The 24,899-nt window shown below is 69.7% G+C and carries 19 protein-coding genes; 9 read left to right on the top strand and 10 right to left on the bottom strand.

From position 1 onward, the window contains the following. Positions 1-46: 46 nt before the first annotated feature. Both poxB and MUG78_RS00275 read right to left on the bottom strand, forming a co-directional pair. Positions 47-1,789, bottom strand: a complete 1,743-nt coding sequence (gene poxB / locus MUG78_RS00280; protein WP_246991092.1) for a ubiquinone-dependent pyruvate dehydrogenase — start codon at positions 1,787-1,789, stop codon at positions 47-49. A 67-nt stretch (positions 1,790-1,856) separates the two neighbouring features. After that, the gene (locus MUG78_RS00275) at positions 1,857-3,506 is read right to left on the bottom strand and encodes a vWA domain-containing protein (protein ID WP_246991090.1); all 1,650 of its coding nucleotides are present in this window, start codon (positions 3,504-3,506) and stop codon (positions 1,857-1,859) included. A 249-nt stretch (positions 3,507-3,755) separates the two neighbouring features. Here MUG78_RS00275 and MUG78_RS00270 point away from each other — a divergent pair, with 249 nt between their 5' ends. Both MUG78_RS00270 and MUG78_RS00265 read left to right on the top strand, forming a co-directional pair. Next, a complete protein-coding gene (locus MUG78_RS00270; protein WP_246991087.1) occupies positions 3,756-4,301 on the top strand; it encodes a cold-shock protein in 546 nt (181 codons plus the stop codon). Positions 4,302-4,421: 120 nt separating this feature from the next. Further along, positions 4,422-5,711: a deoxyguanosinetriphosphate triphosphohydrolase gene (locus MUG78_RS00265; protein WP_246991084.1), complete on the top strand. Its 1,290-nt coding sequence runs from the start codon at positions 4,422-4,424 to the stop codon at positions 5,709-5,711. A 50-nt stretch (positions 5,712-5,761) separates the two neighbouring features. Here MUG78_RS00265 and MUG78_RS00260 read toward each other — a convergent pair whose 3' ends face one another. The 6 genes from MUG78_RS00260 to MUG78_RS00235 form a co-directional block, all read right to left on the bottom strand. Continuing rightward, entirely contained in the window at positions 5,762-6,283 is a 522-nt protein-coding gene (locus MUG78_RS00260; protein WP_246991082.1) for a hypothetical protein, read from the bottom strand. Positions 6,284-6,377: 94 nt separating this feature from the next. Then, positions 6,378-7,100: a hypothetical protein gene (locus MUG78_RS00255; protein ID WP_246991079.1), complete on the bottom strand. Its 723-nt coding sequence runs from the start codon at positions 7,098-7,100 to the stop codon at positions 6,378-6,380. A gap of 90 nt (positions 7,101-7,190) precedes the next feature. Beyond that, positions 7,191-8,021 carry an alpha/beta fold hydrolase gene (locus MUG78_RS00250; protein WP_246991077.1) on the bottom strand — a complete coding sequence of 277 codons (831 nt, stop codon included), beginning with the start codon at positions 8,019-8,021 and terminating at the stop codon, positions 7,191-7,193. Between the two features lie 77 nt (positions 8,022-8,098). Further along, the gene (locus MUG78_RS00245) at positions 8,099-9,436 is read right to left on the bottom strand and encodes an MFS transporter (protein ID WP_372493274.1); all 1,338 of its coding nucleotides are present in this window, start codon (positions 9,434-9,436) and stop codon (positions 8,099-8,101) included. A gap of 54 nt (positions 9,437-9,490) precedes the next feature. Beyond that, complete coding sequence (locus tag MUG78_RS00240) at positions 9,491-12,748, bottom strand: DEAD/DEAH box helicase (protein WP_246991073.1); 3,258 nt, start codon at positions 12,746-12,748, stop codon at positions 9,491-9,493. A gap of 36 nt (positions 12,749-12,784) precedes the next feature. Beyond that, positions 12,785-13,261 carry a DUF4262 domain-containing protein gene (locus MUG78_RS00235; protein ID WP_246991070.1) on the bottom strand — a complete coding sequence of 159 codons (477 nt, stop codon included), beginning with the start codon at positions 13,259-13,261 and terminating at the stop codon, positions 12,785-12,787. Between the two features lie 173 nt (positions 13,262-13,434). Here MUG78_RS00235 and dnaG point away from each other — a divergent pair, with 173 nt between their 5' ends. Beyond that, positions 13,435-15,345, top strand: coding sequence for a DNA primase (dnaG, locus tag MUG78_RS00230; RefSeq protein WP_246991068.1), 1,911 nt, complete (start codon positions 13,435-13,437; stop codon positions 15,343-15,345). A 7-nt stretch (positions 15,346-15,352) separates the two neighbouring features. Here dnaG and MUG78_RS00225 read toward each other — a convergent pair whose 3' ends face one another. Further along, on the bottom strand, positions 15,353-16,075 hold the full coding sequence (locus MUG78_RS00225) for a helix-turn-helix domain-containing protein (RefSeq protein ID WP_246991065.1): 723 nt from the start codon (positions 16,073-16,075) through the stop codon (positions 15,353-15,355). A 203-nt stretch (positions 16,076-16,278) separates the two neighbouring features. Between MUG78_RS00225 and MUG78_RS00220 the strand changes: the two genes are divergently transcribed. The 6 genes from MUG78_RS00220 (at position 16,279) to MUG78_RS00195 (ending at position 23,178) form a co-directional block, all read left to right on the top strand. Then, positions 16,279-16,854, top strand: a complete 576-nt coding sequence (locus MUG78_RS00220; protein ID WP_246991062.1) for an ABC transporter substrate-binding protein — start codon at positions 16,279-16,281, stop codon at positions 16,852-16,854. A 2-nt stretch (positions 16,855-16,856) separates the two neighbouring features. Beyond that, entirely contained in the window at positions 16,857-17,228 is a 372-nt protein-coding gene (locus MUG78_RS00215) for a hypothetical protein (RefSeq protein ID WP_246991060.1), read from the top strand. A 5-nt stretch (positions 17,229-17,233) separates the two neighbouring features. Continuing rightward, positions 17,234-19,057 (top strand): siderophore-interacting protein, encoded by a 1,824-nt coding sequence (locus MUG78_RS00210; RefSeq protein ID WP_246991058.1) that lies wholly within the window; start codon positions 17,234-17,236, stop codon positions 19,055-19,057. Beyond that, complete coding sequence (locus MUG78_RS00205) at positions 19,054-20,046, top strand: iron chelate uptake ABC transporter family permease subunit (protein WP_246991055.1); 993 nt, start codon at positions 19,054-19,056, stop codon at positions 20,044-20,046. The genes MUG78_RS00210 and MUG78_RS00205 overlap by 4 nt, the downstream gene beginning before the upstream one ends. Beyond that, positions 20,043-21,071 carry a FecCD family ABC transporter permease gene (locus MUG78_RS00200; protein ID WP_246991052.1) on the top strand — a complete coding sequence of 343 codons (1,029 nt, stop codon included), beginning with the start codon at positions 20,043-20,045 and terminating at the stop codon, positions 21,069-21,071. The genes MUG78_RS00205 and MUG78_RS00200 overlap by 4 nt, the downstream gene beginning before the upstream one ends. Before the next feature lie 109 nt (positions 21,072-21,180). Then, entirely contained in the window at positions 21,181-23,178 is a 1,998-nt protein-coding gene (locus MUG78_RS00195; RefSeq protein ID WP_246991050.1) for an OPT family oligopeptide transporter, read from the top strand. 45 nt (positions 23,179-23,223) lie between these two features. On the opposite strand, the gene MUG78_RS00190 is transcribed toward MUG78_RS00195, so the two are convergent. Further along, positions 23,224-24,894 (bottom strand): HNH endonuclease signature motif containing protein, encoded by a 1,671-nt coding sequence (locus MUG78_RS00190; RefSeq protein WP_246991049.1) that lies wholly within the window; start codon positions 24,892-24,894, stop codon positions 23,224-23,226. Positions 24,895-24,899: the final 5 nt, after the last annotated feature.

Raw genomic sequence — 24,899 nt, 5'->3', positions numbered from 1 at the left:
AACCACCCGGGTACGACGTCGCACGCGGCCCACTTCGTGGGGCGGTCTACTCTTTGGGGCGGCGCAGCCGACTCAGCAGGTTGACCTCGGCGAGGTCGATGAGCTCGTTGCCGCGGCCGGACAGCACGGTCCGCAGCGACCAGAGCGTGAACCCCTTGGCCTGCGCGGCGGTGATCGCCGGCGGGATGGACAGCGCTTGGCGAGCCACGGTCACGTCGAGGACGGCCGGGCCGTCGTGCGCGAGGAACTCGGCGACGGCGGCGGGCAACTCCGACGACGTCGTCACCGCCCAGCCGCGGATGCCGACCGACTCGGCGACCGCCGCGAAGCTCGGATTGGTCAGGTCGGTGCCGAAGTTCACGAAGCCGTCGGCCTTCATCTCCAGCTCCACGAAGTTCAGCGACGAGTTGTTGTAGACGACGGTTTTGACCGGCAGATCGTTCTGCACCAGGGTCAGCAGTTCGCCGAGCAGCATCGCGAACCCGCCGTCGCCGGACAGCGAGATCACTTGCCGCCCAGGCGAAGCCGCCGCGATCCCGGTCGACATGGTCAGTGCGTTGGCCATGGAGCCGTGGTTGAACGAGCCGAGGAGGCGTCGGCGCCCGTTCATCGTGAGGTAACGCGCCGCCCAGATGATGGGGGAGCCGACGTCGGGGACGAAGATCGCGTCGTCGTCGGCGAGCCGATCGAGCAGTGCCGTCAGGTACTCGGGCCGGATCGGAATGTGATCGTCGGGGACGGCCAACTCGTCGAGCAACGTGCGGGTCGACGCGTAGTGCTCGATTGCCGCGTCGAGATGGGTGCGGTCGCGGTCGTCGTCGATCAGCGGGGTCAGCAGGGGGAGCGTGTCGACGACGGAACCGACCAGCGGCAGATCGACACGGGTGCGCCGGCCGAGCTGGCTGCCCCGGATATCGAGCTGGATGGTGCGCGCGTGCCGGGGCAGGAACTGGGCGTACGGGAAATCCGTGCCGAGCATCAGGAGCGTGTCGCAGCTCTCCATGGCGCGGTAGCCGGAGGAGAAGCCGACCAGGCCGGTCATCCCGACGTCGCACGGATTGTCGTACTCCAGGTGCTCCTTGCCGCGGTAGGCGTGCACCACGGGCGCCCGTAACCGCTCTGCGAGCGCGACCACGTCGTCGTGGGCGCCCGCGCACCCGGCGCCGGCGAAGATCGTCACCCGCTGGTCGGCGTTGAGCATGGCGGCGGCCAGGTGCACTTCTTCGTCGGACGGGCGGATCACCGGGCTGGTGGCGCGGATTCGGGGCACCCGCTCGGGACGATCGATCTTGGCGGTGAAGAGTTCGCCCGGAATCACCAGGACGGCGACGCCGCGCTCGGAGATCGCCGTGCGGATCGCGATCTCGAGGATCCGAATGAGCTGTTCGGGAGTGCGGCCCACCTCGCAGTACACGCTGCACTCGCGATACAGGTTCTCCGGGTGGGTCTCCTGGAAGTAGTTGGTGCCGATCTGGTCGCCGGGGATGTGCGATGCGATGGCCAGCACCGGGACGCGGGAACGGTGGGCGTCGTACAGACCGTTGAGGAAGTGCAGGTTGCCCGGCCCGCAGCTGCCGGCGACGACGGCGAGTTCACCGGTCATCGCGGCCTCGCCGCTCGCCGCGAACGCTCCGGCTTCCTCATGCCGCACATGCATCCACGGCAGTTCCGGATGGGTGCGGAGCGCGTCGGTGAAACCGTTCAGCGAATCACCGGGAATGCCCCAAACTCGTTGTGCCCCAGCCTCTCGGATGGTTTCCACGATCAGATCGGCGACGGTGTACGCCATGGTTTCCTCCAGTCAACGACGCTGGCCTCCACCGTAGCGGCGCGCGGCTACTCCTTCACCTCGTCGCCTACTGCACGTAGTCGCTGCCGTTCCAGCGATACCTGGTCTTGGTGATGGTGCCGCCGGCGCAATCCGGGGCGCAGTCGTTGCTGCTCTGCTCGATGACGTACTGGCCGTTGGCGCCCGGCCCGATCAGCTCGGCGCCGTAGAAGTTGCGGACACCGGTAGAGGGTTCACCGAACTTTTGCGGTGTGAGGGGCTGAAAACCGGAGTCGGTCGGCACCAGGATGAGAACGCCGTTGTACCGGCCGGGGTTGTAGTTGACGAAGGCGTTGCCGGTGGAGTCGGAGACCGGTTCGGCGAGCGTCAGCTCGTCTTTGTAGACGGACATCTTGTCGACGACGATCGGTGCGCGGTCGGCATCGGCGGGGACCGCCACGACGCAGCTGTTCCCGTCCCCGCTGGAGGCGCCGCGAGTGAGGGTGAACAGCCGCATCAGGCCGAGCCGAGGATGCGTGTAATCGGCCTGGCTGGTCACATGATTCGCCGAGCACAGGCCGGTGGGCGGGGTGCTCGGCAGGTCGGCCGCGGTGGTCGGCAGGCAGCGGCAGACGACGATCCGGGTGATGACGGCGGAGCCGTCGGTACCGGACGCGGTGACCTGGTAGGCGGCCTTGTCGCCGCCCGCGTCGAAGGTCAGCGTGTACGTGCCGTCGGACTCTTTCACCGTCGCCACCGGTGGGCCGTAGAACCGCTGCGCATCGCCCACGGTGCTGCCCGCGCCGACGCCGTCGATGGTGCGGACCTCCTCGGCCGGGCGGATCTGTACCAGCTGCTGGGAGCGGTCGAAGGCCCAGTCGCAGTCGTGCCAGTGCACAATCGTGAGGTCGTCCTCGACGATGCCGGTGTTCGGGAAGTCGGGGTGCTGCCGCCGGATGTCGGTGAGGGACTGGCCGAGGTCGATGCCCTCGAACGCGGCGCCGTTGACCGTGGCCGCCGCGCTCCCGTTCTGGGTGGCGAGAAGACGCGCGGCCAGTTGCGCCTCGTTCGCGGCTTCCACGAAGAGGCCGCCGGTGACGTCGGCAATGCACCGGAGCTGATCGGACGCGGCGCCTTCGGTGCGGAAACCGACGGTGGAGATCTGCAACTGCGCGTTGGCCCGCTTGAGTTCACCGGCGACGTCGCACGGCGGGGTGCCGCAGGTGTCCTCGCCGTCGGAGATCAGGACGATGGCCGCGGCGCTGTCCGCGGGCAGCAGTGCCGCGGCGCGGCGCAGGGATTCGGCGATCGGGGTGAATCCGCGGGGCGTGATCGCCTCGATCGCGGCGGTCATCGGGGCGCGGTCCAGCGGCCCCAGCGGCACCAGGGTGGTGACATCGCGGCAGCCCGCCGCCGCCTCGGCGGGCGTCGTGCCGGTGCCGGTGCCGTACGAGAGAAGAGCCAGGTCCGAGCCGTCGGGCAGGGCGTCGATCAAACCGGTCGCGGCGCGTTTGGCCGCCGCTATGCGCGGTCCGGGGGCGTCGTCGCTCGTCATCGAGTCGGAGGCGTCGAGAATGATCGCTGTGGGGGCGATCGCGGTGATCGCGGGTGCCGTATTCGACGAGCGCGATGGGGTGCCGTCGACGGAGGTGCAACCGGCGACGACGAGGGCGGTCGTGAGCGCGACGACGAGGCCCGCAAGGTGAGCGGCCGATCGACGCGAGACGGGGCTCAGCATTCGTCGAGCCTAGGCATGAGCGCGAGCGTCCCAGGTGGGGAATCGCCGCAGACGACACGAATCCGCCCGTACGGAGGAACGTCACGGCGGGGTCGCCCGCCTCCGTGGTCGGGACCACGACGACGCGAGCGGAGCGATGTGCGATGCAAAGCGGGTGTGAGCAGTGAAGATGAGGCATAGTAAGACGGGTGAAACGCCGCTCGGGCAAGGGGTCCGGTTGCAGCGGCGTCGCGGAGAGTGAGTTTTGCGGTGAGTGTCAGCGGCAAGGTTGTGCATTACGACCCGAATCGTGGTTTCGGTTTCCTGTCGCCGGAGGGCGGCGGCGACGATGTGTTCCTGCACATCAACGACATCCAGGGCATCGACGAGAGCCAGTTGCGTCCCGGTGCGAAGGTGGACTTCGACGTCGAAGCCACCGATCGCGGCTCCAAGGCGACCAATGTGAAGGTCACCGAGGAGGCGCCCGCCGGTGAGTCGCCTGCCGCCGAGCGCGCCCAGCGTCGCGACGACAACCGCGGTCGGTTCGGCGACCGCGACGACCGCCGCGGCCACGACCGTGGGGACCGGGGCGACCGCCGCGGCCGCTTCGGCGACCGGGACGACCGCCGGGACGATCGCCGCGACCGTCGTGATCGCGACGACCGTCCGCAGCGTAAGACCTACTCCGGTCCGCTGTTCAACGAGCTCACCGAGCTGCTGCTGGAGTCCTCCCCGGACCTCACCGCTCGTCAGATCAACGCCGTGCGCGGCAAGCTGATGGAACTGGCGGAGGCCCGCGGCTGGCCGACCAGCTGACGACAGGCGTCATATTCTTGGCGTCACGTTCCCGACTTCGGCCGTCGGCGGGTTTCTCCCGTCGGCGGCCGAACGTCACCTCTGCGCCGCTGCGGCGGCGGAACCGAGTAGAGATCTTCGATGACTTCCCCGTCTGAACCGCTCCTGGCCTCCTACGACGCCGACGACGTGGAGCGGATGGCTCCCGAGTCGCTCAAGCAGGTGGAGCGGGAGCGGCCGGCCGCCGATCATCGCAGCGCCTTCGCGCGGGACCGGGCGCGCGTGCTGCACAGTGCGGCGCTGCGGCGCCTGGCCGACAAGACACAGGTGGTGGGCCCGCGGGAGGGCGACACGCCCCGCACGCGATTGACGCATTCGCTCGAGGTGGGGCAGATCGGCCGCGGCATCGCCGCCGAACTCGGCTGCGATCCGGACCTCGTGGAGTTGGCAGGCCTCGCGCACGACATCGGCCATCCGCCGTACGGGCACAACGGCGAGAGGGCCCTCGACGAGGTGGCCGCCGAGTACGGCGGTTTCGAGGGCAACGCCCAGAACCTGCGCATCCTTACTCTGCTCGAACCCAAGATCCTCGGGCCCGACGGGGCGAGCGCCGGGCTCAACCTGACCCGGGCGTCGTTGGACGCCACCCTGAAGTACCCGTGGACCCGGGAGGTGCCCGGCACCAAGTTCGGCGCGTACCTCGAGGACGCGCCCGCACTCGCCTGGATTCGACGCGGCTCACCGGAGGGACGTCGCTCTCTGGAAGCGCAGGTGATGGACTGGTCCGACGACGTCGCCTATTCGGTGCACGATCTGGAGGACGGCATCGTCAGCGGCCGCATCGACTTGCGGCAGTTGGGGTCGGCCGACGACCAGACCGAGCTCGCCGAACTGGGCGTGCGCTACTTCGACGGGCTCGATCCGGACTCGTTGGTGGTTGCGGCGCAACGACTCTCGGAGATGGAGATCTTCCGCGCGCTCGGTTCCTACGACGGTTCCCTGGATTCGCTGGTCGCCATGAAGCGGTTGACCTCCGAATTGATCGGTCGGTTCGCCGCCGCGGTGATCACCGCGACCCGAAAGGTGCAGGGGCCCAAGCCGTTGCGGCGCTACGACGCCGACCTGGAGATCCCCGCCGACGTCGCGGCCGAGGTGGCGATGCTCAAGACCGTCGCCCTGCGCTTCATCTTCTCCGACCGCAGTCATCGGGCCAAGCAGGATCGGCAACGCGAACGCATTCACCGGGTGGCGACGCTGCTGCTGAACACCGCTCCCGGCGGCCTCGACCCGATCCTGGTGCCGCGGTGGTCGCAGGCCGACGACGACGCGCAGCGCATGCGCGTGGTGGTGGATCAGATCGCGTCGATGACCGAGGGGCGGCTGGAACGGCTCGACAAGGGGAGTGCCGAGGTGCAGGCGCACCTGGGGTGAGCCCCGGTCGCCCGCTCCGTGCTGCCGGTTCTGGGGCGCCCAGCCCGGTGTCAGTGGCCGAGGCGGCGCAGGAAGTCGTCGATGGTCCAGGCGGGCTCGGCCTGCGCGATGCCCGGCAGCGGGATCGCTTCGCTGACGTCGAAGCCGAAGTCGAGGGGCCCCTCGTCGCGGGACTCCGAGGACAGCCAGGTCACGCAGATCTCGGCCGCCAGGTGGGCGTCGTCGACGTAGATCGCACCGGCCGTGCAATCGCCCGCCGGGTCGTCCTCGAACCACCGGTTCGGCGTCGCGGCACTCGCGTCGTGGGAGATGTAGCTGTTGGCCTCCATCACCACCCGGGAGCGGCGGACGAGGAAGCGGCCGTGCTGCAGCACCACGATCTGTGCGCAGAGCGCTTCGAGCGGGTCGTCCTCGAAGTCGTCGGCGTCGAGGACGTCGTCGAGCAGCATGTCCTTGGGGCCGAAGTCGATGGTCACCCCGACCGGGATCTCCGGGAGGGATTCGGCCAGCCAGGAGACCATCGCGGCCCACGTGTCGCAGCCGACGAAGTCGTCTTCGCGTTCTTCGGTCATGGTCGGTGCACCTCCTTGGCGTCGCCCCGTTCTCGACACGGAGTCATCGGGTTCAGTGTAGTGCCGAAACCGCGGCGAGGCCTCTCGGCGGAACTCAGCCGTCGGCGGGCGGCACCGCGTTCGCCGCCGCCTGCTCGGTGAACGCCTCCGGCGGCACCACGTAGGTGATCGTGACGTCCCACGGGGCCAGTCCCCAGCGGTGCACCGCGTCGATGGCGAGGGTGCCGGCGCCGCGCAGCGTGTCGTCGCTGACCGGTGCGCTGATGGTCTGGCCCGCGGTCTCGTCGGTGGCCGGCCATACTTCGCTGCCGGCGGGCACCGGGGAGGTCTCCAGCACGATCTGGTCCACCGCACCGTCGTGGAAGGCGCCGATCAGGCAGTAGCGTCCGTCGGAATCGTCCCAGCCGCCCGGTTCGACGACGATCAGTTCGCCCCGGTCGAAGGCTCGTGCGGCCGCGTGGAAGACGGCGGCGCTCAAGTCCTCCCAGGGGTCGCCGAAGACCTCGCTGGGCGGCTCGGCCTGGAAGACTCGGCCGCCGACCTGGTAGCCCTTGTCCGAAGCCTCCAAGAAGTGACGCTCCTGCAGCACGACCGTGCCGTTCTCGTCGTCGAACAGGCACACCTCGCGGTACCGGCCCGGTCCGATCTGCGTGCGCGCCACCGAGCCGATGCCGACGGCATCGGAGAATCCGCCGACGTCCACCAGACGCCAGACGGTGGGCTTGTCGGTCCACACCTGGACGAGGCCGCCGACCGGCACTCCGAAGACGGCGGTGGTGAGGGTGGTGCCTTCGCTGAGGGGGAAGTCGTCGGGCATGCTGCTCTCCTCCTGGGGGTCGACTGTGCGATAGCGGCCTTGCATCCACTATGACCGACCGGGCCGTCGCGCGCGGGGTTCGGCGGCGGGTCAGTGACCGTGTGCGCGGCCGAGGATGAGATCGGCCAGTTCGGACGCGTTGTGTTCGGGAATCCAGTGCCCGCCGTCGGGCAGCACCCGCAGGTCGAAGTCGGCGATCGCGAAGTCCGCCGCCAGTTCGGCGCCGCGCCGGGACAGCGCCGTGTCGTGCGCGCCCCACACGTGGGTCACCGGCACCGCGACGCGGCGGGCCAGAGCCTGCGGGGTGTTCAGCAGCATGGCCCGGTACCAGTTCAACGCGCTCGTCAACGCGCCCGCGTCGATCACGTCGCGGTGGACGTCGGCGAGCTGCTCGTCGTCCATGCCGGTGCGCCGCAACAGGTCGTCGAAGAGCGCGGGGAAGCGGTCGATGAGGAACTCCGGCACGAAGGGCGGCTGGAAGGCCGCCATGTACCACGAGCGCAGCAGCTGATCGCTGTGCAGAAACGACTTCACGAAGGCACCCGGATGCGGTGCCGACACCGACGTGAGCGTGCGGACCAGGTCCGGACGGCTCGCGGCCAGACCCCACGCCACGGCCGCGCCCCAGTCGTGCCCGACGAGGTGGACGGGACCGTCGCCCAGCGCGTTGATCAGCTCGGCGACATCGTCGACCAACTCGGAGGCGCGATAGGCGGTGCGGCCGTCCGGTCGTGCGCCGGGCGAGTAGCCGCGCTGGTCGGGTGCGACGGTGCGATAACCGGCCGTGTTCAGCAGCGGGGTGACCTGGCGCCAGGAATGCGAGGTCTGCGGAAAGCCGTGTAGCAGAACGACTGTGCCGTGCCGCTTGATACCGGAATCGGTGACGTCGAACGTCAGACCGGACCGTGCATACTGTTCCATTCCGCCCCCTGGTGAACTTTCCTCGAACGCTACCCAACGCTTCTCGAGTCCGGCCAGAGACCAAGGTCATAGTGCGCTCATCGCGGGGTCGACGGCGGCAGCGGAACGTCGAGCTCGGAGATCTGCAACGGGTGGTCGATCTCGTCGCGCCACAGGCGGGCCCACACGTAGAACAGGACCGCGGCCGGAACCGGGAGGAGACCGGCCAGGACGAAGGTGGCGGTGACGCCGAGGACTCCGCTGATCGGGGCGACGACGGCCATCGACACCGGCATCAGGGCGGCGGAGACGAAGAAGTCGAGTCCGGAGATCCGGCCTAGGAGAGGCGTGGGAACGCGCCGCTGCAGCAGCGTGCCCCACAGCACCATCGGACCGTCGAGCAGGAGGCCCAGGCCGAAGCCGGCGACCACGAACCAGAAGGTGCTGTGCGTGACGCCCATGACCACCAGCGGCAGCGCGGCCACGGCCCACAAGCCGAAGATCAACGAGAGGTAGCGCCGAGGCATCGGCCGCGATGCGAGGACGAACGCGCCGAGCGCGGCCCCGGCGCCGAAGGCCGCGAGGACCATCGCGTGGTCGGCGGCGCCGCCCGCGACGCGCTCGCGCAATGCGAACGGGACCAGGACTTCCAGCGGCCCCATCACCATCAGCAGCAGGAACGAGAAGTAGAAGAGCGACGCCCACAGCCACGGCGTGCGCCACATGTACGCGAATCCCTCGCCGAGGTCGGCGACGATCGAGGCGATCGGGTGGGGTGCCGGGTGTTCGGACTGTGCAACGGCGTCCGAGTCGGTGACGTCGTCGACGATCGGTCCCATCGCGACGTAGCACGCGGCGGCGAGCACGCAGGCGAGGGCGCCCACGAGGATCGCGGTGCCCGGGGAGGCGGCGCCGACGATCACCCCGGCGATCAACGGTCCGGCGGCCTGCAGCAGGACCGGCCGCAGGAAGCCCTCGACGCCGTTGGCCGCCAGCAGTTGTGCGGCGTCGACGACGCGCGGCAGCAGCGCGGAGTACGCGGGGTAGTACATCCCGGTGGTGATGCCGACGAGCAGGGCGGCGACGACGAGGTGCGGCAGGGTCAGGAGGTGGAGCAGCGCGGCGATCCCCACCGACGCGAACGCCAGGAGTTTGACCGTCTCCAGCCCGATGATGATGCTGCGCTGGGAGGCCCGGTCGGCGAGCACGCCGCCGAGCAGCGTGGACGCCACCATGCCGACCGCAGCGATCCCGGAGGCCAGCGAGACCGCGCCCGGACCGCCGCCGAGGGCGATCACCTGCCAGATGAGGGCGATCAGCCATACGCCGTCGCCGAACAGCGCGAGTGCCAGACCCGCCACCAGCCAGCGATACTGGCGCAGCGCGAACGGCTGCAGCACGCGGGGCAGCCGGGTGGTCGGAGTGGTCACCGTCAAATGGTGCCGGGTGGTGCGCCCCAAGCGCGAGTTCTTTTTCGCCGGGACCGTCGGTTACTCGTCGTCGGCGATCAGTCGGCGCACGTCGTCGGCGGACAGTTTGCCGCTGAACTGCTCGCCGTCGTCGATGAGGGCGTCGAACAGGGCGCGCTTGCGGTCTTGCAGTTCGATCACCCGTTCCTCGATGGTCTCGGCCGAGACGAGGCGATACACCGTGACCGGGCGTTCCTGCCCGATGCGGTGGGCGCGGTCTACGGCCTGGGCTTCGGCGGCCGGGTTCCACCACGGGTCGGCGACGAAGCAGTAGTCCGCCGCGGTGAGGTTGAGGCCGAAGCCGCCGGCCTTGAGGCTGATCAGAAAGACCTTGGTCTCGCCGCCGGTGAACTTGTCGATCTCGGCCTGTCGCTTGCGGGCCGACATGGAGCCGTCGAGGTAGCTGAATGTGATCCCGACGTCGGTCAGCGCCTGAGCGATCAGTTGCAGGAAGCCGGTGAAACTGCTGAAGACCAGGGCGCTGTGGCCCTCGTCGAGCAGGATCGGCAGGTGCTCGGCCAGGTAGTCGATCTTGCTGGCGGACACGGTGCGGAACTCCTCGTTCACCAGCCCGGGGTGCAGGCTCAACTGCCGCATCCGGGTGAGCGCCTGCAGGATCTGGACGCGGTTGTCCTGCCAGTTCTCCAGGAGTCCGAGGATGCGCTGGCGCTCCCGGTTGAGGACGAGGTCGTAGAGCTTGCGGTGCTTCGGGCTCAACTGCAGGGTCAGCACCGAATCCTGCTTGGGTGGCAGGTCGGCGGCGACCTGATCTTTGGTGCGGCGCAACATGATCGGCTTCAGACGTCGCCGGAGGACATCGAGCCGATCGGGTGCGGTGCCTGATTCGATCGGACCGGCGAAGTGCTCCCGGAACTTCTGCGGGCTCGCGTACAGGCCCGGCATCACCACCGAGACCAGTGACCACAGCTCCATCACGTTGTTCTCCATCGGGGTGCCGGTGATGGCGAGCTTGAACGGCGGCGAGAGCTTACGGGCGGCCTGATGGGTCTTGGAGTTGTGGTTCTTGATGAACTGCGCCTCGTCGAAAACCGCTCCGTCCCAAGCGATCTCGGTGAAGGCGTCGCTGTCGATGCGCAGCAGGGTGTACGACGTGATCACCACGTTCGCGTCGCCGATCTGCTCGGCCAACGGTCGGCCGGCCCGCTTCTGCGTCGCGGTCACCGTCGCCACGCGCAGGCCGGGCGCGAAGCGGGTGGTCTCGGCGGCCCAGTTGCCGATCACGCTGGTCGGGGCGACGACGAGGAAACGTGCCTGCGGATTCTCGGCGACCGCGCGGGTCATGAGGGCGAGGGTCTGCACCGTCTTGCCCAGACCCATGTCGTCGGCGAGGATCCCGCCGATCCCGTTGTCCCACAGGAAGCTCAGCCAGTCGAGACCGTCGCGCTGGTAGCCGCGCAGCTCGGCGTCCAGGCCGTCGGGCACCGGGACCGGCTCCGGCGGCCGGGCGTTGGTCAGTCGGCGGAGCTGCTGGCGCCACTCCTCCAGGCGGGTGTCGAGGCTGCCCAGGCTGAGCAGCTCGTCCCACAGCGTCGCGTTGGGGTGACCGGTGGCGATGCGGGCGCCCTGGAGGTCGCCCATCGCGCGGGCCTCGTCGAGCAGTTCCTTGAGGCGCAGCAGTTCCGGCGTGTCCAGCCGGAAGTAGGCGCCGTCGGTGAGGACGAGCGTGTCGTCGTCGCGGGCCAGGGCATCGATCACCGTCGCCAGCGGCACGGGCTCACCGTCGATCAGCACATCGATCGACAAGTCGAGCCACTCGAAGGCGCCGGAGGCTCGGAAGCCCATCTCCACCGTGTCGGCCGGACGGAAGTCCCTTGTCGCACCGGTGATCTCGACCTCAATCAGGCCGGGAGCGGTGATCCGGGCGACGGTCTCGGCGCACAGCACCGCGGTGTCGGCGAGATTCAGACCCATCGGAATCAGCAGGTCCCCGAGCGCGGCCTGATCGGGGGTCACCCGCTCGGCACGGAGGCGACCGCGGGTGCGCGCGGTCAGCGCATCGTTCCAGCGGCCGAGGCTGCCGCAGAACAGCTCCAGGTCGGGGCGGGCTCGCTGCCACATCTGTGCTTCCGCGTCCACGTCGCGCAGGCCGACCGTGCGTTCGGGGATCGACGGGTCGAAGTCGCGGCGATAGCCGTCGACCAGATAGCCGGTCCGCCATCGGACGCGGGAACCGGACTCCTCCACCTCGATGAGCAGCAGCGGGAACGGTGCCGACACCTCCGGCGGCAGCAGGCCGCGCTCGGGCACCTCGACGCTGCGACGGGCGGTCAGCTCGGGGAGGGCGGCACTGAACTCGGCGAAATCGGCGGTGGGGATCTCCAGCACGCCGCCGGAGAGCAGTTCGGCTTCGCCCGTGGTGAGCTGTGGGAGGGCGCCGACGTACAGGGTGTGGTCGCGCAGCAGTGCCGCCCCGTTCTTCGGGAGGCCCACGACGGCGGACGGGAAACCGTCGAGGTGGTCGCCGGCCAGGGTGAGCGACGCGGTGAGCGCGGCACCGTCGCTGTGCGGCTGGACGCGGTAGGCGACGGCGAACTCGTCGGTCAGCACCACGTCGTCGGCCAGGCCCGTCACCACCACCGGCAGCCCGCTCTCGACGGCGCCGCGCAGCGCTGTCCACAGGGCCGCCGGGGCAGTCCCGAGCGCGACGGCGGCCGGGAGTCGGGTGACGCCGCGGGTGCGGCGGCTGCCGGGGGAGAAGAACGCGGACGCGATGGCGGCGAGCGCGCGGAAGTCGGCGTCGTCGTAGCCGTCCCCGTTGCCGTCGAGGACGATGGCCCACGGCAGGTGCGGCGTCCACGTGCCGTCGGGCTGCTGGACCACCGGGCGCAGGGCCACCTGCAGACCGAGCGCGTCGGCCACCGAGACATGGAACTGCAGCGCCACCGCCCGTCGCGGGGTCGGTTCGGCGGGTTCGGCGCTCACTTCCCGGAGCAGGGCGCGCCACGGCGAGGAGGATTCGTCCGTGTCGACGGCGGCCAGGATCAGCGCGGCGCAGTGTTTGCAGTCGGCGGCCACCGGGCAGGAGCAGACGCCGAACACGTCGACGATCTGCCCCTGCGCCGTGTGCAGCGTGACCGTGCTCTGGTAGCGGTTCGCGCCGGACCCCCGGCAGATGCCGCGCAGCACGGTGGGTGACGTCCACTCGATCGCGCTGATCCGATCCTGCTTGGCGTAGCCGCGGCCCCGGAGCACGTCGGGGATCGGCAGGTGGCTCAACGCCTGCTCTGCCTGGACCGCGGACCAACTTCGGGTAACCATCGTCGCCAGATTAGTGGTTGGCCGCCGACGACGGCGTCAGCCGGCCAGCGGCCGTGGGACTCCGGTGAGCGGTTGTATGTACGACGCGTAGCCGTAGCCGTGGTCCCACGGGTAGCGCCCGTCGACATCCGGCCAGATCAGTTGCACCGCACTGACATCGGGGCCGTACAACAGGCGGGTCACGGTGAGCTCGTCGGTGTGGACCGCGGGCAGGAGTGCCAGCCGGTAGGGCGGTCGGAGGACCCGGTCGAGGTAGGGCTGCGCCAATACGTCGGCGTCGGCCACAACCAGCTCGGCGACCCGGTTGACGATCGGGAGGGCCTGCTCGGGTTCCAGGCCGTAGATCAGAAGCTCGGGGCGGCCGTGTTCCACCATTCCGGTGGTGTAGGCCAGCGGCGGGCCGGTCTCGTCGCTGTAGACGCCGGTGACGGCCCAGCGGCCGGCCATGATCTGGGCGAGCGCCTGGCCCACGAGGTCGTCGGTGCCCTGGCAGCGCGGATCGTGTTCACACATGGTCACTCCTTCGTCGAACCGGCGGAACGGGCCGGGTATCGATCATCTGTTCGATACGTGGTTCACGATAGGGCGGGGGTGTGACAAGAACGGTCCGCCGCGCTGAGCGGGCCGGACGTCGCGGAACCGTCAGGTGGCGGAGCCCCGGTCGGAATGCTGGCTAGACTGGCCCGGTGGCAGGCAGAATCCCCGATCGCGACATCACGGCTATCCGTGAGCAGACGCGCATCGAGGACATCGTCGGAGATTACGTCGCGTTGCGGCGGGCCGGCGCCGACAGCATGAAGGGCCTGTGTCCCTTCCACGACGAGAAGACGCCGTCGTTCCATGTGCGACCCAACCACGGGCACTATCACTGCTTCGGCTGCGGCGAGGGCGGCGACGTCTACTCGTTTCTGCAGAAGCAGGAGCACATCAGCTTCGTCGAGGCGGTGGAGCAGCTGGCCGACCGGATCGGCTACCGCATCAACTACGAGGGCGGCGGCACCGCGATCGTGCGTGATCGGGGCACGCGTGCGCGCCTGGTGGCGGCCAACGCGGCCGCGCAGCGGTACTACGCCGAACAGCTGCGGACCCCGGACGCCCAGACCGCCCGGGACTTCCTCACCGACCGGGGCTTCGACCAGGCCGCCGCCGAGACGTTCGGCTGCGGCTATGCGCCGGCCGGTTGGGACACGATGACCAAAGTGCTTCTGACGCAGGGCTTCTCGTTCAACGAGTTGGAGGCTGCCGGGCTGTCGAAGCAGGGACGAAAGGGGCCGATCGACCGGTTTCATCGCCGCTTGCTCTGGCCCATCCGCAACCTCGCCGGAGACGTGATCGGCTTCGGCGCGCGCAAACTGTTCGACGACGACAATCTCGGCAAGTACATGAATACGCCCGAGACCATGCTCTACAAGAAGTCGCAGGTGCTGTTCGGGCTGGACCTGGCCAAGCGCGACATCGCCAAGGGACACCAGGTGGTGATCGTCGAGGGCTACACCGACGTGATGGCGATGCACATGGCCGGCGTGCCGACCGCCGTCGCGTCCTGTGGCACGGCGTTCGGCGAGGACCATCTGGCGCTGATCCGGCGCCTCATGATGGACGACTCGTACTTCCGCGGCGAGGTGATCTACACCTTCGACGGCGACGAGGCGGGCAAGGCCGCCGCGCTCAAGGCGTTCGAGGGCGAACAGTCCGTGTCCGGACAGACCTTCGTGGCCGTCGCCCCCGACGGCATGGACCCGTGCGATCTGCGGCAGAACTCCGGCGACGCCGCACTGCGCGACCTCATCGCGCAGCGGATCCCGATGTTCGAGTTCGCCATCAAGGCGTTGCTGGCCAACCACGACCTGGACACCGCGGAGGGGCGGGTGGCCGCGCTGCGCGACACCGTGCCGGTGGTCGCGCAGATCCGCGACGTGGCCTTGCGTGACGAGTACGCGCGCCAGCTCGCCGGATGGGTCGGTTGGGAAGACGTGGCCCAGGTGCTCGGCCGCGTACGACAGCAAGCCGGCCGCGGCCGGGGGAGACAGCAACCCGGCCGGGGACGACGGCCCGGCCGTTACGAGGCGCCGGAGGCGGCCTCCCCGCCGCCGACCGCGCGCCCGCTGGCGAACGATCCGCGGCTGTGGCCGCAACGCGAGGCGCTCAAGGCCGCCATCCAGTATCCGGCGCTCGCCGGGACGGTGTTTGACTCGCTCCCGCCGGAGTGCTTCAGCGAGCCGGCGTATGCCCTGGTGCGTCAGGCGATCTCGAATATCGGAGGCACCGCGAGCGGAATGAGCGGTGCGTCGTGGGTCGACGCGATCAGTCAGTCCGTCGACAATCCGGCGCTCACCCCGCTGGTCACCGAACTGGCCGTGGAGGACCTGCCGGTGGAGGAGGGGCAGCTCCCGCGTTACATCGCCAGCGTGCTGGCGCGGTCGCAGGAAGTGTGGGTCGGCGCGCAGATCGGCGACCTCAAGTCCAAGCTGCGCCGCATGTCTCCGGGCGGCGACCCGGACGGCTACAACGCGCTGTTCGGCGACCTCGTCGCGCTCGAGTCGTACCGGCGCAGCCTGCTGGAGCAGGCCGTCGACGCCGGCGTCGATAGTCTCTGACTCGGTGCTAACCGCGCAGCGCGTCGATGTCGAGGCCGGCCTCGCGCAGCAGCGCCTTGCGTAGTCCGGAGGCGGTGGCGTACCCGGCGACGGCGGCTGCCGCATCCACCGACGATCCGCCGCGTAGTCGTTCGGCGGCGATGTTCAACCGGGCCTGCACCCGCCAGCGGCGGAAGGGCAGGCCGGTCTCGGCGACGAAGATGCGTTGGGCCTGCCGTGCGCTGAGGCCGTGCGCCGCGGCCAGTTGGACGAGGGGCTGCTCGGTGGTGACGCAGCTGCGGGCGAGCGCACCGGCGGCCGGATGTCGCGGGGGTGTGAGCGGGAACAGGGGGAGGGCCACCGAGTTCAGCAGGGTGTCGAGGCGGCCGCGGAACATCGCGATCTGGTCCTCGGTGCAGGACCCGATCCCGAGCAGGGCGGTCATCAGTTGCGATAACTCGGTCATCGGCGGCAGTCGGTGCACCCCCGCGCGCGGCACGGTGTTCGGTGACAGCAGCGGTCCCAGGACGAGGCTGCCGGGCTCGTAGCGGGCGGCGTGCGGCACACCGGGGGCGAGCCAGACAGCTTCCCGCGCGCGCAGCGTCATCGGTCGGCTGTTCACCCGTAGGTGGGCGACGCCGATGGCCACATAGATCAGGTGGGGCAGCCGATGGGTGTGCTCGGAGTGGCCGAGGACGCGAATGGCGTGGGGCGGCTCGACCGCCGTCGAAGGGCGCTGTGCAGCCTCCATCGGCTCGCTCCTCATGTGCTAGGTGGATTCGTCCGGTTGGGCGCGCGGTCGTGTCCGGTTGGGAACCGCCCCGCCTCGCGACGGTTCTAAGCTTAGTCTTACCTAATTAATGCGGAGGTGCCGTGGTGCCTCCTGGAGGCTGTGCAAGCCCGAGAGTCGAAGTGAGGCAAGAGATGCCGATGTGGGCACGAAGAATCCTGGCGTTGCTGTCCGTGGCAGCCTTGGCGACGGGGATCGTCGCCTGTTCGTCCTCGGAAGCCGCCGAGGGCGGGGCGGTGACGGTCCAGACCGATCAGGGCGAGGTGCAGGTGCCGAGCGATCCCCAGCGGGTGGTGCTGCTGAACTATGCCCTCGCCGGCTACCTGTACGACATGGACGTGCCGGTAGTCGCGATGACTCCCGAGTACACGGCCGCACCCGGTGTGTTCGCGCCGGCGTGGGCCGAGGCCGCTCGCACCCAGGGCACGCAGTGGCTGCCGTGGGACGTCGACGGCTTCGACACCGAGGCCATCCTGGCTCAGGAGCCGGATCTGATCATCGCCGGAGGCCTGGGCTTTCCGCTGCGGCACGCCACCGAGGCCTACGGAGAGCTCTCGGCGATCGCTCCCACGGTGGTGGTCAGCGGCGATCTGACGCAGTGGCAGCAGCAGTTCGAGTTCCTCGCCGTCGACGTCTTCGACGAGCCTCAGGTGTACCGGGATGCGATCGCCGAGTACGACGCGCGCGTCGTGGCGGTCCGCGATGGCATCAGCGTGCCGCCCGGGGAAGTGCTTTCCTGACGTTGACCGCCGACGGCTCGGTGTACGTGCTGATCGAGGATCGGGGGCTTCCGAAGGAGTTCGCGGCGCTCGGCTTCCGACCCGCCCCATTGTTCGCCAGCGGACGTTTCGAGCCGTACACGCCCGGCGGCGACATGTACGCACTGTCCACCGAGCAGGTGGGCCAGGTGTTGACCATGGACACCCTGTTCGTCATCCCCTTCACCGAAGGCGCCCCGACAGTGGCTGATCTACGCGGCAAACCGATCTTCGCGCAGCTCCCGGCCTTCGCCGCGAACCAGGCCTACGACCTGCCGTACTGGGTGCAGCGCGGCGACTTCCACGAGGCCATCGAGATGCTGAACATCGTCGAGAAGACCTTCGGGCGGGGGTGAGCGGGGTGGCGAGCGGACGATTCACCGCGCTGCCCTTGGTGGTGCGCGAACTCGAGGTGCTGAGGGTGACCGAGCGGGGTCCGCGGATGCGTCGAGTCACCGTCGGCGGCCCGGAACTCGGCGCCTTCGATCGGGATGGCCTGGCGTTGCCCGCGTTCACCAGTCTGGCCTTCGACGACCACGTCAAGTTTGTGCTCGCGCCCGACGGCGACATCGCCGAAGCGCTCCCGCTGCAACGGGAGAACGGGATCGAGTGGCCCACCTCACAGGTGCGGGTCACCCGGGACTACACACCGGTGCAGGTGGATCCGGTGGCCGGTGAGGTGAGCTTCGACTTCGTGTTGCACAGCGGTGACGGTGCACGCGGCGACGGTTCCGCGGCGGGGCCGGCCGAGCGTTGGGCGGCCGCGGCGCGACCGGGCCACACGCTGTGGGCGGTGGGGCCGAAGTCGTCGACCATCGTGCCGGATGACGCCGAGTGGACGCTGCTCGTCGGCGACGAGACGGGGATCCCGGCCATCGAGAGGTTCCTGCTGGAGCGTCCGGTCGACGGACCGGTGACGGTGGTGCTGGCGGTTGCGGAGGCTGCTGCGACGCCGGAACTGCCGCTGGCACAAGCGGATTCGCTCGTCACCGTGGTGGCCGAGCCCGGTGACCCGCACGCCTTGGGCGAGGCTGTGTGCGCGCTGCCGCGACCCGTCGGCACCGGTTACGTGTGGGCCGGAGCGGAGAGTCGTGCGCTGCTGCCGGTACGCAAGCGGGTGACGCGGGACTGGGGGATCGCCAAGTCGCATGTGAATATCACCGGCTACTGGCACCGGACGGCCGGGGCCGCGGAGCACGCAGGCGGGGTGGACCAAGACCGTCATCGCGCGGCGGGGCGCCTCCTGCCCGTGCTGGCCGGCGTGGTGCACTCGCCGGTGTCGTGGTTCGCGGTGCGGATCGCGCTGCGCAGCGGGCTGCTGCGCCGCTTGGAATCCGGACCGATCCGGATGCGTGCGCTCGCCGAGCGGCTGGGGGTCGGTATCGAACAGCTCGGACCGCTCATCGAGCTGCTCGCCGCCGCGGACGTCGTCGGCCTCGAGGACGGCGCGGTGTCGCTCACCCCCGACGGGGAACTGCTCATCGACGACGAGCACGTGGCGGAGCTGTTCGACGGCGCCCGGGCCGACCAGGTGATGCTGTTGGCGGATCTGGAGCAGGCGCTGGGTGCGGACACGTCGAACTGGGCGCGGCACCGCGGTGCGAGCTTCTGGGCTCAGGCCGCCGAGGACCCGGCCGAGTATCGCGAGCTGATGGAGGCGGCTGGACGCCTGGCGTTTCTGGTTCCGGCGCTCAAGACGGTGCCCGCGGTGGCCGGTTCCGGCCCGGTGACGGTGGTGGGACCGGGGGCGGCGGTGTTGGCCACGGCGCTGGCCGGCGAGGGCCGCGCGATACGTATCGTGGAACCCCGTTCGGTGCTCCCCGCGCTCGCTGCGGACGTGGCGGCGTCCGAGGTGGAGATCACCGACGTCTGGGCCCGGGGCCGCGACACCGTGGTGCTCGGGGGCCTGGCGCTGGCGGCCCGCGACGACGCCGAGGCCTTCGCTTACCTCTCCGAACTCCGCCACACCGCGTCGACCGTGGTCCTGGCGGAGTCGACCGGGACCGACGCGCTGGGCCCGGACGCCCTCGAACAGGCGCTGCTGCGGGTGGCCGTGTGCGGTGCGCGACCGCGGACGCGGGACGATCTTCGTCGCCTCGCCGCCCGGGCCGGCTGGTCGGTCGACGAGGTGTGGCCGCTGGGCTGGGGCGTCGAGGCGATCTCCCTGACACACGCCCCTCGGTGACGCTGCGCCGGGTCGCCTGGTTCGTCGTGGCCTGCCTGATTTTGGTGGCGGTGACCGTGGTCAGCGTCGCGGTCGGATCGGCGCCGCTGCCGCTGGGCACCGTGTGGTCGGCGTTGACCGCACCGGACGGCTCGATCGATCACAACACGATCCTCCAGCTGCGTCTGCCGCGGACGGTGCTCGGGCTGCTGGTAGGTGCGGCGTTGGGCGTCGGCGGGGCGCTGATGCAGGCGCTCACCCGCAATCCGTTGGCCGACCCGGGACTGTTGGGGGTCAATGCCGGAGCGGCGCTGGCGGTGGCCGCGGGGGTCGCATTCTTCGGTGTGACACAGATCGGGCAGTATCTGCCACTCAGCCTGGCGGGCGCGGTGCTCGGTGCGATTCTGGTGGCGGCGATCGCCGCACGGGCGCCCGGCGGCGCCACCGGACTGCGGCTGACGCTGGTGGGTGTGGCCGTGACCGCGGTGTTCAACGGCATCGCGATGGGTTTGTCGCTGCTGAGCCCGCTCTATTTCGACAGAATGCGGTTCTGGGGTGTGGGCAGCATCGCCGACCGGCCGGAAGGCACCGTGGCCGCGGTCGCGCCGCTCATCGTCGTGGGTCTGGTGTTGTCGCTGCTGAGCGGTCGTGCACTGAACACCTTGGCACTGGGCGAGGAGATGGCAGTGGCGATGGGCACGCGCGTGGCCGCCACGCGCCTGACCGGGGTGCTGGGACTGGTCTTGATGTGCGGGGCCGCCACGGCCGCGGCTGGACCGATCGCTTTCATCGGTCTGATGATTCCGCATGCGGTGCGCTTGGCGGCGGGCGTCGATCAGCGGTGGGTGATGGCCTTCGCGGTGGTGCTGGGGCCGGCGCTGCTGCTGACTGCCGACATTCTCGGGCGCCTGGTGATCTGGCCCGACGAGCTCTCCGTGGGGGTGATGACGCCGTTGCTGGGTGCTCCGGTGCTGATCTGGCTGGTGCGTCGTGTGGGGTCCGACCGGTGAGCGCCCAGCGCGTCCTGGCGATGGGCGCGGTCAGCGTACGCTACCGGCCCCGCGCGGTGGCGATGAACCTGTTGGTCGGTGTCGGGGCGGCGGTTTGCGTGCTGCTGGCGCTGCTGTTGGGCGAGCACGGTCTGTCGCTCGGCGACGTGGTTCACGGGCTCGTCGGCACCGGCGGCAAGCGAGTGGAGCCGACCTTCGACCGGCGGATCCGCCGGGCGCTGGCAGCGGTGGTATTCGGGGCGTGCCTCGGGATCAGCGGCATGATCTTCCAGTCGTTGACGCGTAATCCGTTGGGCAGCCCGGATGTGATCGGGCTGAACTCGGGCGCTTACACCGGCGTGGTCGCGGTGCTGGTGTTCGGCACTCCCGGCTATGCCGCGCTGGTCCTCGGTGCCGTCGGCGGTTCGCTGGCGGCCGCCGCCGTGGTCTTCGCGCTCTCCTATCGCGGCGGCGTGGACGGATTTCGCTTGATCATCGTCGGCATCGCGGTAAGCGCGGTCCTGACGTCACTCAATCAATGGTTCTCGGTGAAGGCCGACCTCGACGATGCGATGCACGCGGCGATCTGGGGCGCGGGGTCGTTGAACACGGTCGGATGGGCGCCGCTGGTGTGGGCCGTCGCAGCCGCTGTGGTGCTGCTGCCGACGTTGCCGGTGGCGAGTTTCCGGATCCGCCAGCTGGAGTTGGGTGACGACGCCGCGACGGCGCTCGGCGTGCGGGTCGATCGCACCCGGGTGCTGTTGATCGTCGTCGGTGCGGGCTACACCGCCGTGGTCACCGCGATCGCCGGACCGATCGCCTTCGTGGCGCTGGCGGCGCCGCAGATCGCACGGCGGCTGCAGGGGCCCGGGGCCCCGCTCACCGTCGCCGGGTCCGCGCTGATGGGTGCGCTGTTGCTGAGCGGGGCGGATCTGGTGGCGCAGTACATGTTTGCCGATGTGCGGCTGCCGGTCGGGGCGGTGACCGTGGTCCTGGGCGGCCTCTACTTGATCTGGCTGCTGATGCGGGAGAACGCGCGTCGGTGAGCGTCCCGGTGGGGGACTATTCTTGGCAGGCCGCAGATGCCGACCTCGTCGACTCTGCGACAGTGGGGTCGGCGCGGACCGTGCGACCGGTGTGGAGATGGAGAGTGCGATGACGACGACGGAGACCGCCTCTGGGCAACGGTCGGCGATGCGGGAGTTGACGATTCGGGCGGTGGTGCTCGGTGGTCTGATCACGCTGGTCTTCACCGCCGCCAACGTCTACCTCGGTCTGAAGGTGGGACTGACGTTCGCCACCGCCATCCCGGCCGCCGTGATCTCGATGTCGATCCTGCGGTACTTCGCGAACCACTCGATCGTCGAGAACAACATCGTTCAGACCATCGCGTCGGCGGCCGGCACGCTCTCGGCCATCATCTTCGTGCTGCCCGGCCTGATCATGATCGGTTGGTGGACCGGCTTCCCGTACTGGGAGACCGTCGCCGTCTGCGCGATCGGCGGCCTGCTCGGTGTCATGTATTCGATTCCGCTGCGTCGAACATTGGTGACCGGCTCGGACCTGCCCTATCCGGAGGGCGTGGCCGCCGCCGAGGTGCTCAAGGTGGGCGACAGCGAGACGGGCGCCGAAGAGAATCGCGGCGGCATGCGGATGATTATCACCGGTTCGCTCGTCGCGGCCGGCTTCTCGCTGCTGGCGTCGTTGAAGGTCCTCAGCAACTCGGTGGCCGGTGCGTTCAAGGTCGGCAGCGGCGCCACCATGTACGGTGCGAGCCTGTCGATGGCGCTGATCGGTGTGGGCCACCTGGTCGGTGTGAGCGTCGGCGTGGCGATGCTGGTGGGCCTGGTGATCTCCTACGGGATCCTGCTGCCGCAGCAGTCGTGGAACAACCTGGGCGACGGCGACCTGCTCGCAGGCGTCAGTGCGCTGTTCTCGTCCGACGTGCGCTTCATCGGGGCCGGCGCCATCGCGGTGGCCGCGGTCTGGACCCTGCTGACGCTGGTGCTGCCGATCGCTCGGGGCATCACCGAATCGCTGCGGAGCGCGCGCAAGCGCAAGAGCGGCGTCGACGTCGACATCACCGAGCGCGATATCCCGTTCCAGTGGGTGGTGATCTCGGTCTTCGTGGCGATGATCCCGATCGCGTGGCTGCTGTGGGACTTCCTGCGCGGAACCCCGCTCGCGGGCAACAGTGCCGGGATGATCGCGGTGAGTGTGATCTTCGTGCTGCTCATCGGACTCGTGGTGGCCGCGGTGTGTGGCTACATGGCCGGTCTGATCGGATCGTCGAATAGCCCGATCTCCGGCGTCGGCATCGTCGTCGTGCTGCTGGCCGCACTCCTGCTGAAGCTGACCCACGGCTCCGAGGATGCGCTGGCGATGACCGCGTACACACTGTTCACCGCCGCCGTGGTGTTCGGCGTCGCGACCATCTCCAACGACAACCTGCAGGACCTCAAGACCGGCCAGCTGGTCGGTGCGACGCCGTGGAAGCAGCAGGTGGCCCTTATCATCGGCGTGTGCTTCGGCGCCGTGATCATCCCGCCGGTGCTGGGGCTGATGAACACCGCGTTCGGTTTCGCCGGTGCCCCCGGCGCCAAGGCCGACGCCCTGGCGGCCCCGCAGGCGGCGTTGATGTCGTCGTTGGCGGAGGGCATCTTCGGCGACGAACTGGACTGGGGTCTGCTCGGTCTCGGCGCGGTGATCGGTGCCGTGGTGATCGTGCTCGACGAGGTCCTCAAGCGCACCACCAAGAGCCTCCGCGTCCCGCCGCTCGCGGTCGGCATGGGCATGTACCTGCCGATGGCCGTGACGCTGATCATCCCGATCGGTGCGTTCATCGGCCGCGCCTACGACAAGTGGGCCGAACGCGACGTGACCGATGCGGCGCGCCGCAAGCGTCTCGGCGTCCTGATGGCGACCGGCCTGATCGTCGGTGAGAGCCTGTACGGCGTGATCTTCGCCGGCATCGTCGCCGCCAGCGGCAAGGACGAGCCGCTGCAGTTGCCGTTCATCCCGGACGGGTACGGCAACTGGGCACAGCTGGTCGGCGTGATCGTCTTCGCGGCGCTGGTGGTCTGGCTGTACCGGAAGACGCGCAGCGTCGCCTCCGCGCCGTACGATGGTCCGCCGGTCAAGTCGGTGCTCTGAAACAGGTACCCCGGACATGACTGACGGCCCGACCGGCAGTGCCGGTCAGGCTGTCAGCAGTAGGTCCAGGATCGCCTCGGCGCCCGATTCGTGGGCCGACGCGTCCTGATCCGGATCGGGCGGCGGAATGTCGGTCAGATCGACGATCCGCAGCGGCGACGGGCGGGGCCGTTCCAGCGGTCGCGTCGTCGGTTCGGCGAGGCCGTCGTCATCGGACTCATCGAGTCGGTTGTGCGCACCCGGAACCTGGTGGTGCGGGGCGAGTTTCTCCGGGTGGAAGACGGGATTGATCTGCCAGGGGCCCTCGCGCCCGGCCGGTCGCCAGCCGACGCGCCCGGCATCGGTGGCAGCGGCGCCTGCCGCCGACTGGGCGGGCAGCACGGTGTTCTCCCACTGGCCGCGGTGTCGGCCGCTCCATCGATTGTGGCGGCCGCAGGCGCCGCCCAGATGGTCGATGTCGGTGACGCCGCCCTCGGCCCAGTCGGGCATGTGGTGGATCTCGGTGCGGTGGAACGGGACCGTGCAGCCGGGGCCGGTGCAGCCTCGGTCCCGGCCGAACAGCGCCAGCCGCTGGGCCAGGGACGCGAAGCGATTGCCGCGCCCGAGGTAGAGCACCTGGGACGTGGCGCCGGCGAACACTTCCAGATACGGAACGGCGTGCGCGGCATACTCCACCAGATCGGTGACCGGCAGCCGGGTGCCGGTCGCGGTGAGTGCAACACCGGACTGTCGGGCCAAGTCCTCGTCGGACACGGTGATCACCACCTGCGACGGGATGCGCTCGGGGGCAGGCTGACCGGCCAGCGCCATCGCCCACCGGCAGAGGGCGCGCAGGGCGTCGTGCTGGCGTTGGCCGAAGAGGCGATCGTCGCGCGCCGCAGCGGCGGCGAGCCGGGTGGGATCCAGTCCGGGTTGGTCGGCGGCGCCGCTCGGGGAGTCGGGATCGTCGGGGTTGTTCATTCCGGGCGCGGCCCACTGCGTGAGGACTACCTCGAGGTCGGCGCGGAGGGCCGGGGTCAGCATGGCGCGGACCTTGCTCATCAGCTGCCGGTCCTGCGGCTGCAGCACGAACATCCGTTGGCGCTTGCGTTCTCGATCGTCGGTGAGGGCGCCGTCCGGATCGAGATAGGCCAGCAGTCGGTTGCCGACGGTGATGACGCCCTGCGGATCGAGGCGGCGGGCGGCCTCGGCCAGTGAGGCTTCGGCGCGGACACGGTCCTCGTGGCTCACCGAACTCGGGATGCGGTCCATCACTTGCTCGATCACGGTCACGTGTTCGCGGCCGATCTGGCCCGCGGCCAGTGCGGCGGCCGTCTCGACGAGGCGCGGCTGCAGGCGCTCGCCGGTCATCGAGGTGAAACGGCCGACCGCCTTGGCCGACGAGGAACGGCGCCGTGCTTCGCCGACTCCGAGGCGTAGGCCCTCGGCGTAGAGGTCGTACATGGACGTCGACCCGGCCACCCGGTAGGCGCTGCGGTCGGAGATCTCCACGTAGAGGGCGGTGTCGAAGATCTCGCCCTTGCGGCGGGTGCGCTCCCGAGCCTCGAGTAGGTCGATGAGGACGCCCTCGCGGTGGGCTGCCAAGGCGCTCTGCTGCAGGCGATTCTCTGCGGCTTCCTGGACGGCGAGGAGCTGATCGTCGTGCAAGTCGGCCAGCAGGGCGGCGGCGTCGAAGTTCGCGTCGTGCACGTCGATCACCTCCTTTTCGCAGGTCAAGACAG

It is taken from the genome of Gordonia alkaliphila, from assembly GCF_023017165.1.
Classification (GTDB): Bacteria; Actinomycetota; Actinomycetes; order Mycobacteriales; family Mycobacteriaceae; genus Gordonia; species Gordonia alkaliphila.
This window is presented reverse-complemented; position numbering and strand designations above follow the sequence as displayed.

Bases quoted from the DNA above. Each gene is read 5' to 3' on its own strand.
- poxB (WP_246991092.1), bottom strand. From the start codon at position 1,789: ATGGCGTACACCGTCGCCGATCTGATCGTGGAAACCATCCGAGAGGCT.
- MUG78_RS00275 (WP_246991090.1), bottom strand. From the start codon at position 3,506: ATGCTGAGCCCCGTCTCGCGTCGATCGGCCGCTCACCTTGCGGGCCTC.
- MUG78_RS00265 (WP_246991084.1), top strand. From the start codon at position 4,422: ATGACTTCCCCGTCTGAACCGCTCCTGGCCTCCTACGACGCCGACGAC.
- MUG78_RS00260 (WP_246991082.1), bottom strand. From the start codon at position 6,283: ATGACCGAAGAACGCGAAGACGACTTCGTCGGCTGCGACACGTGGGCC.
- MUG78_RS00255 (WP_246991079.1), bottom strand. From the start codon at position 7,100: ATGCCCGACGACTTCCCCCTCAGCGAAGGCACCACCCTCACCACCGCC.
- MUG78_RS00250 (WP_246991077.1), bottom strand. From the start codon at position 8,021: ATGGAACAGTATGCACGGTCCGGTCTGACGTTCGACGTCACCGATTCC.
- MUG78_RS00240 (WP_246991073.1), bottom strand. From the start codon at position 12,748: ATGGTTACCCGAAGTTGGTCCGCGGTCCAGGCAGAGCAGGCGTTGAGC.
- MUG78_RS00235 (WP_246991070.1), bottom strand. From the start codon at position 13,261: ATGTGTGAACACGATCCGCGCTGCCAGGGCACCGACGACCTCGTGGGC.
- MUG78_RS00225 (WP_246991065.1), bottom strand. From the start codon at position 16,075: ATGGAGGCTGCACAGCGCCCTTCGACGGCGGTCGAGCCGCCCCACGCC.
- MUG78_RS00195 (WP_246991050.1), top strand. From the start codon at position 21,181: ATGACGACGACGGAGACCGCCTCTGGGCAACGGTCGGCGATGCGGGAG.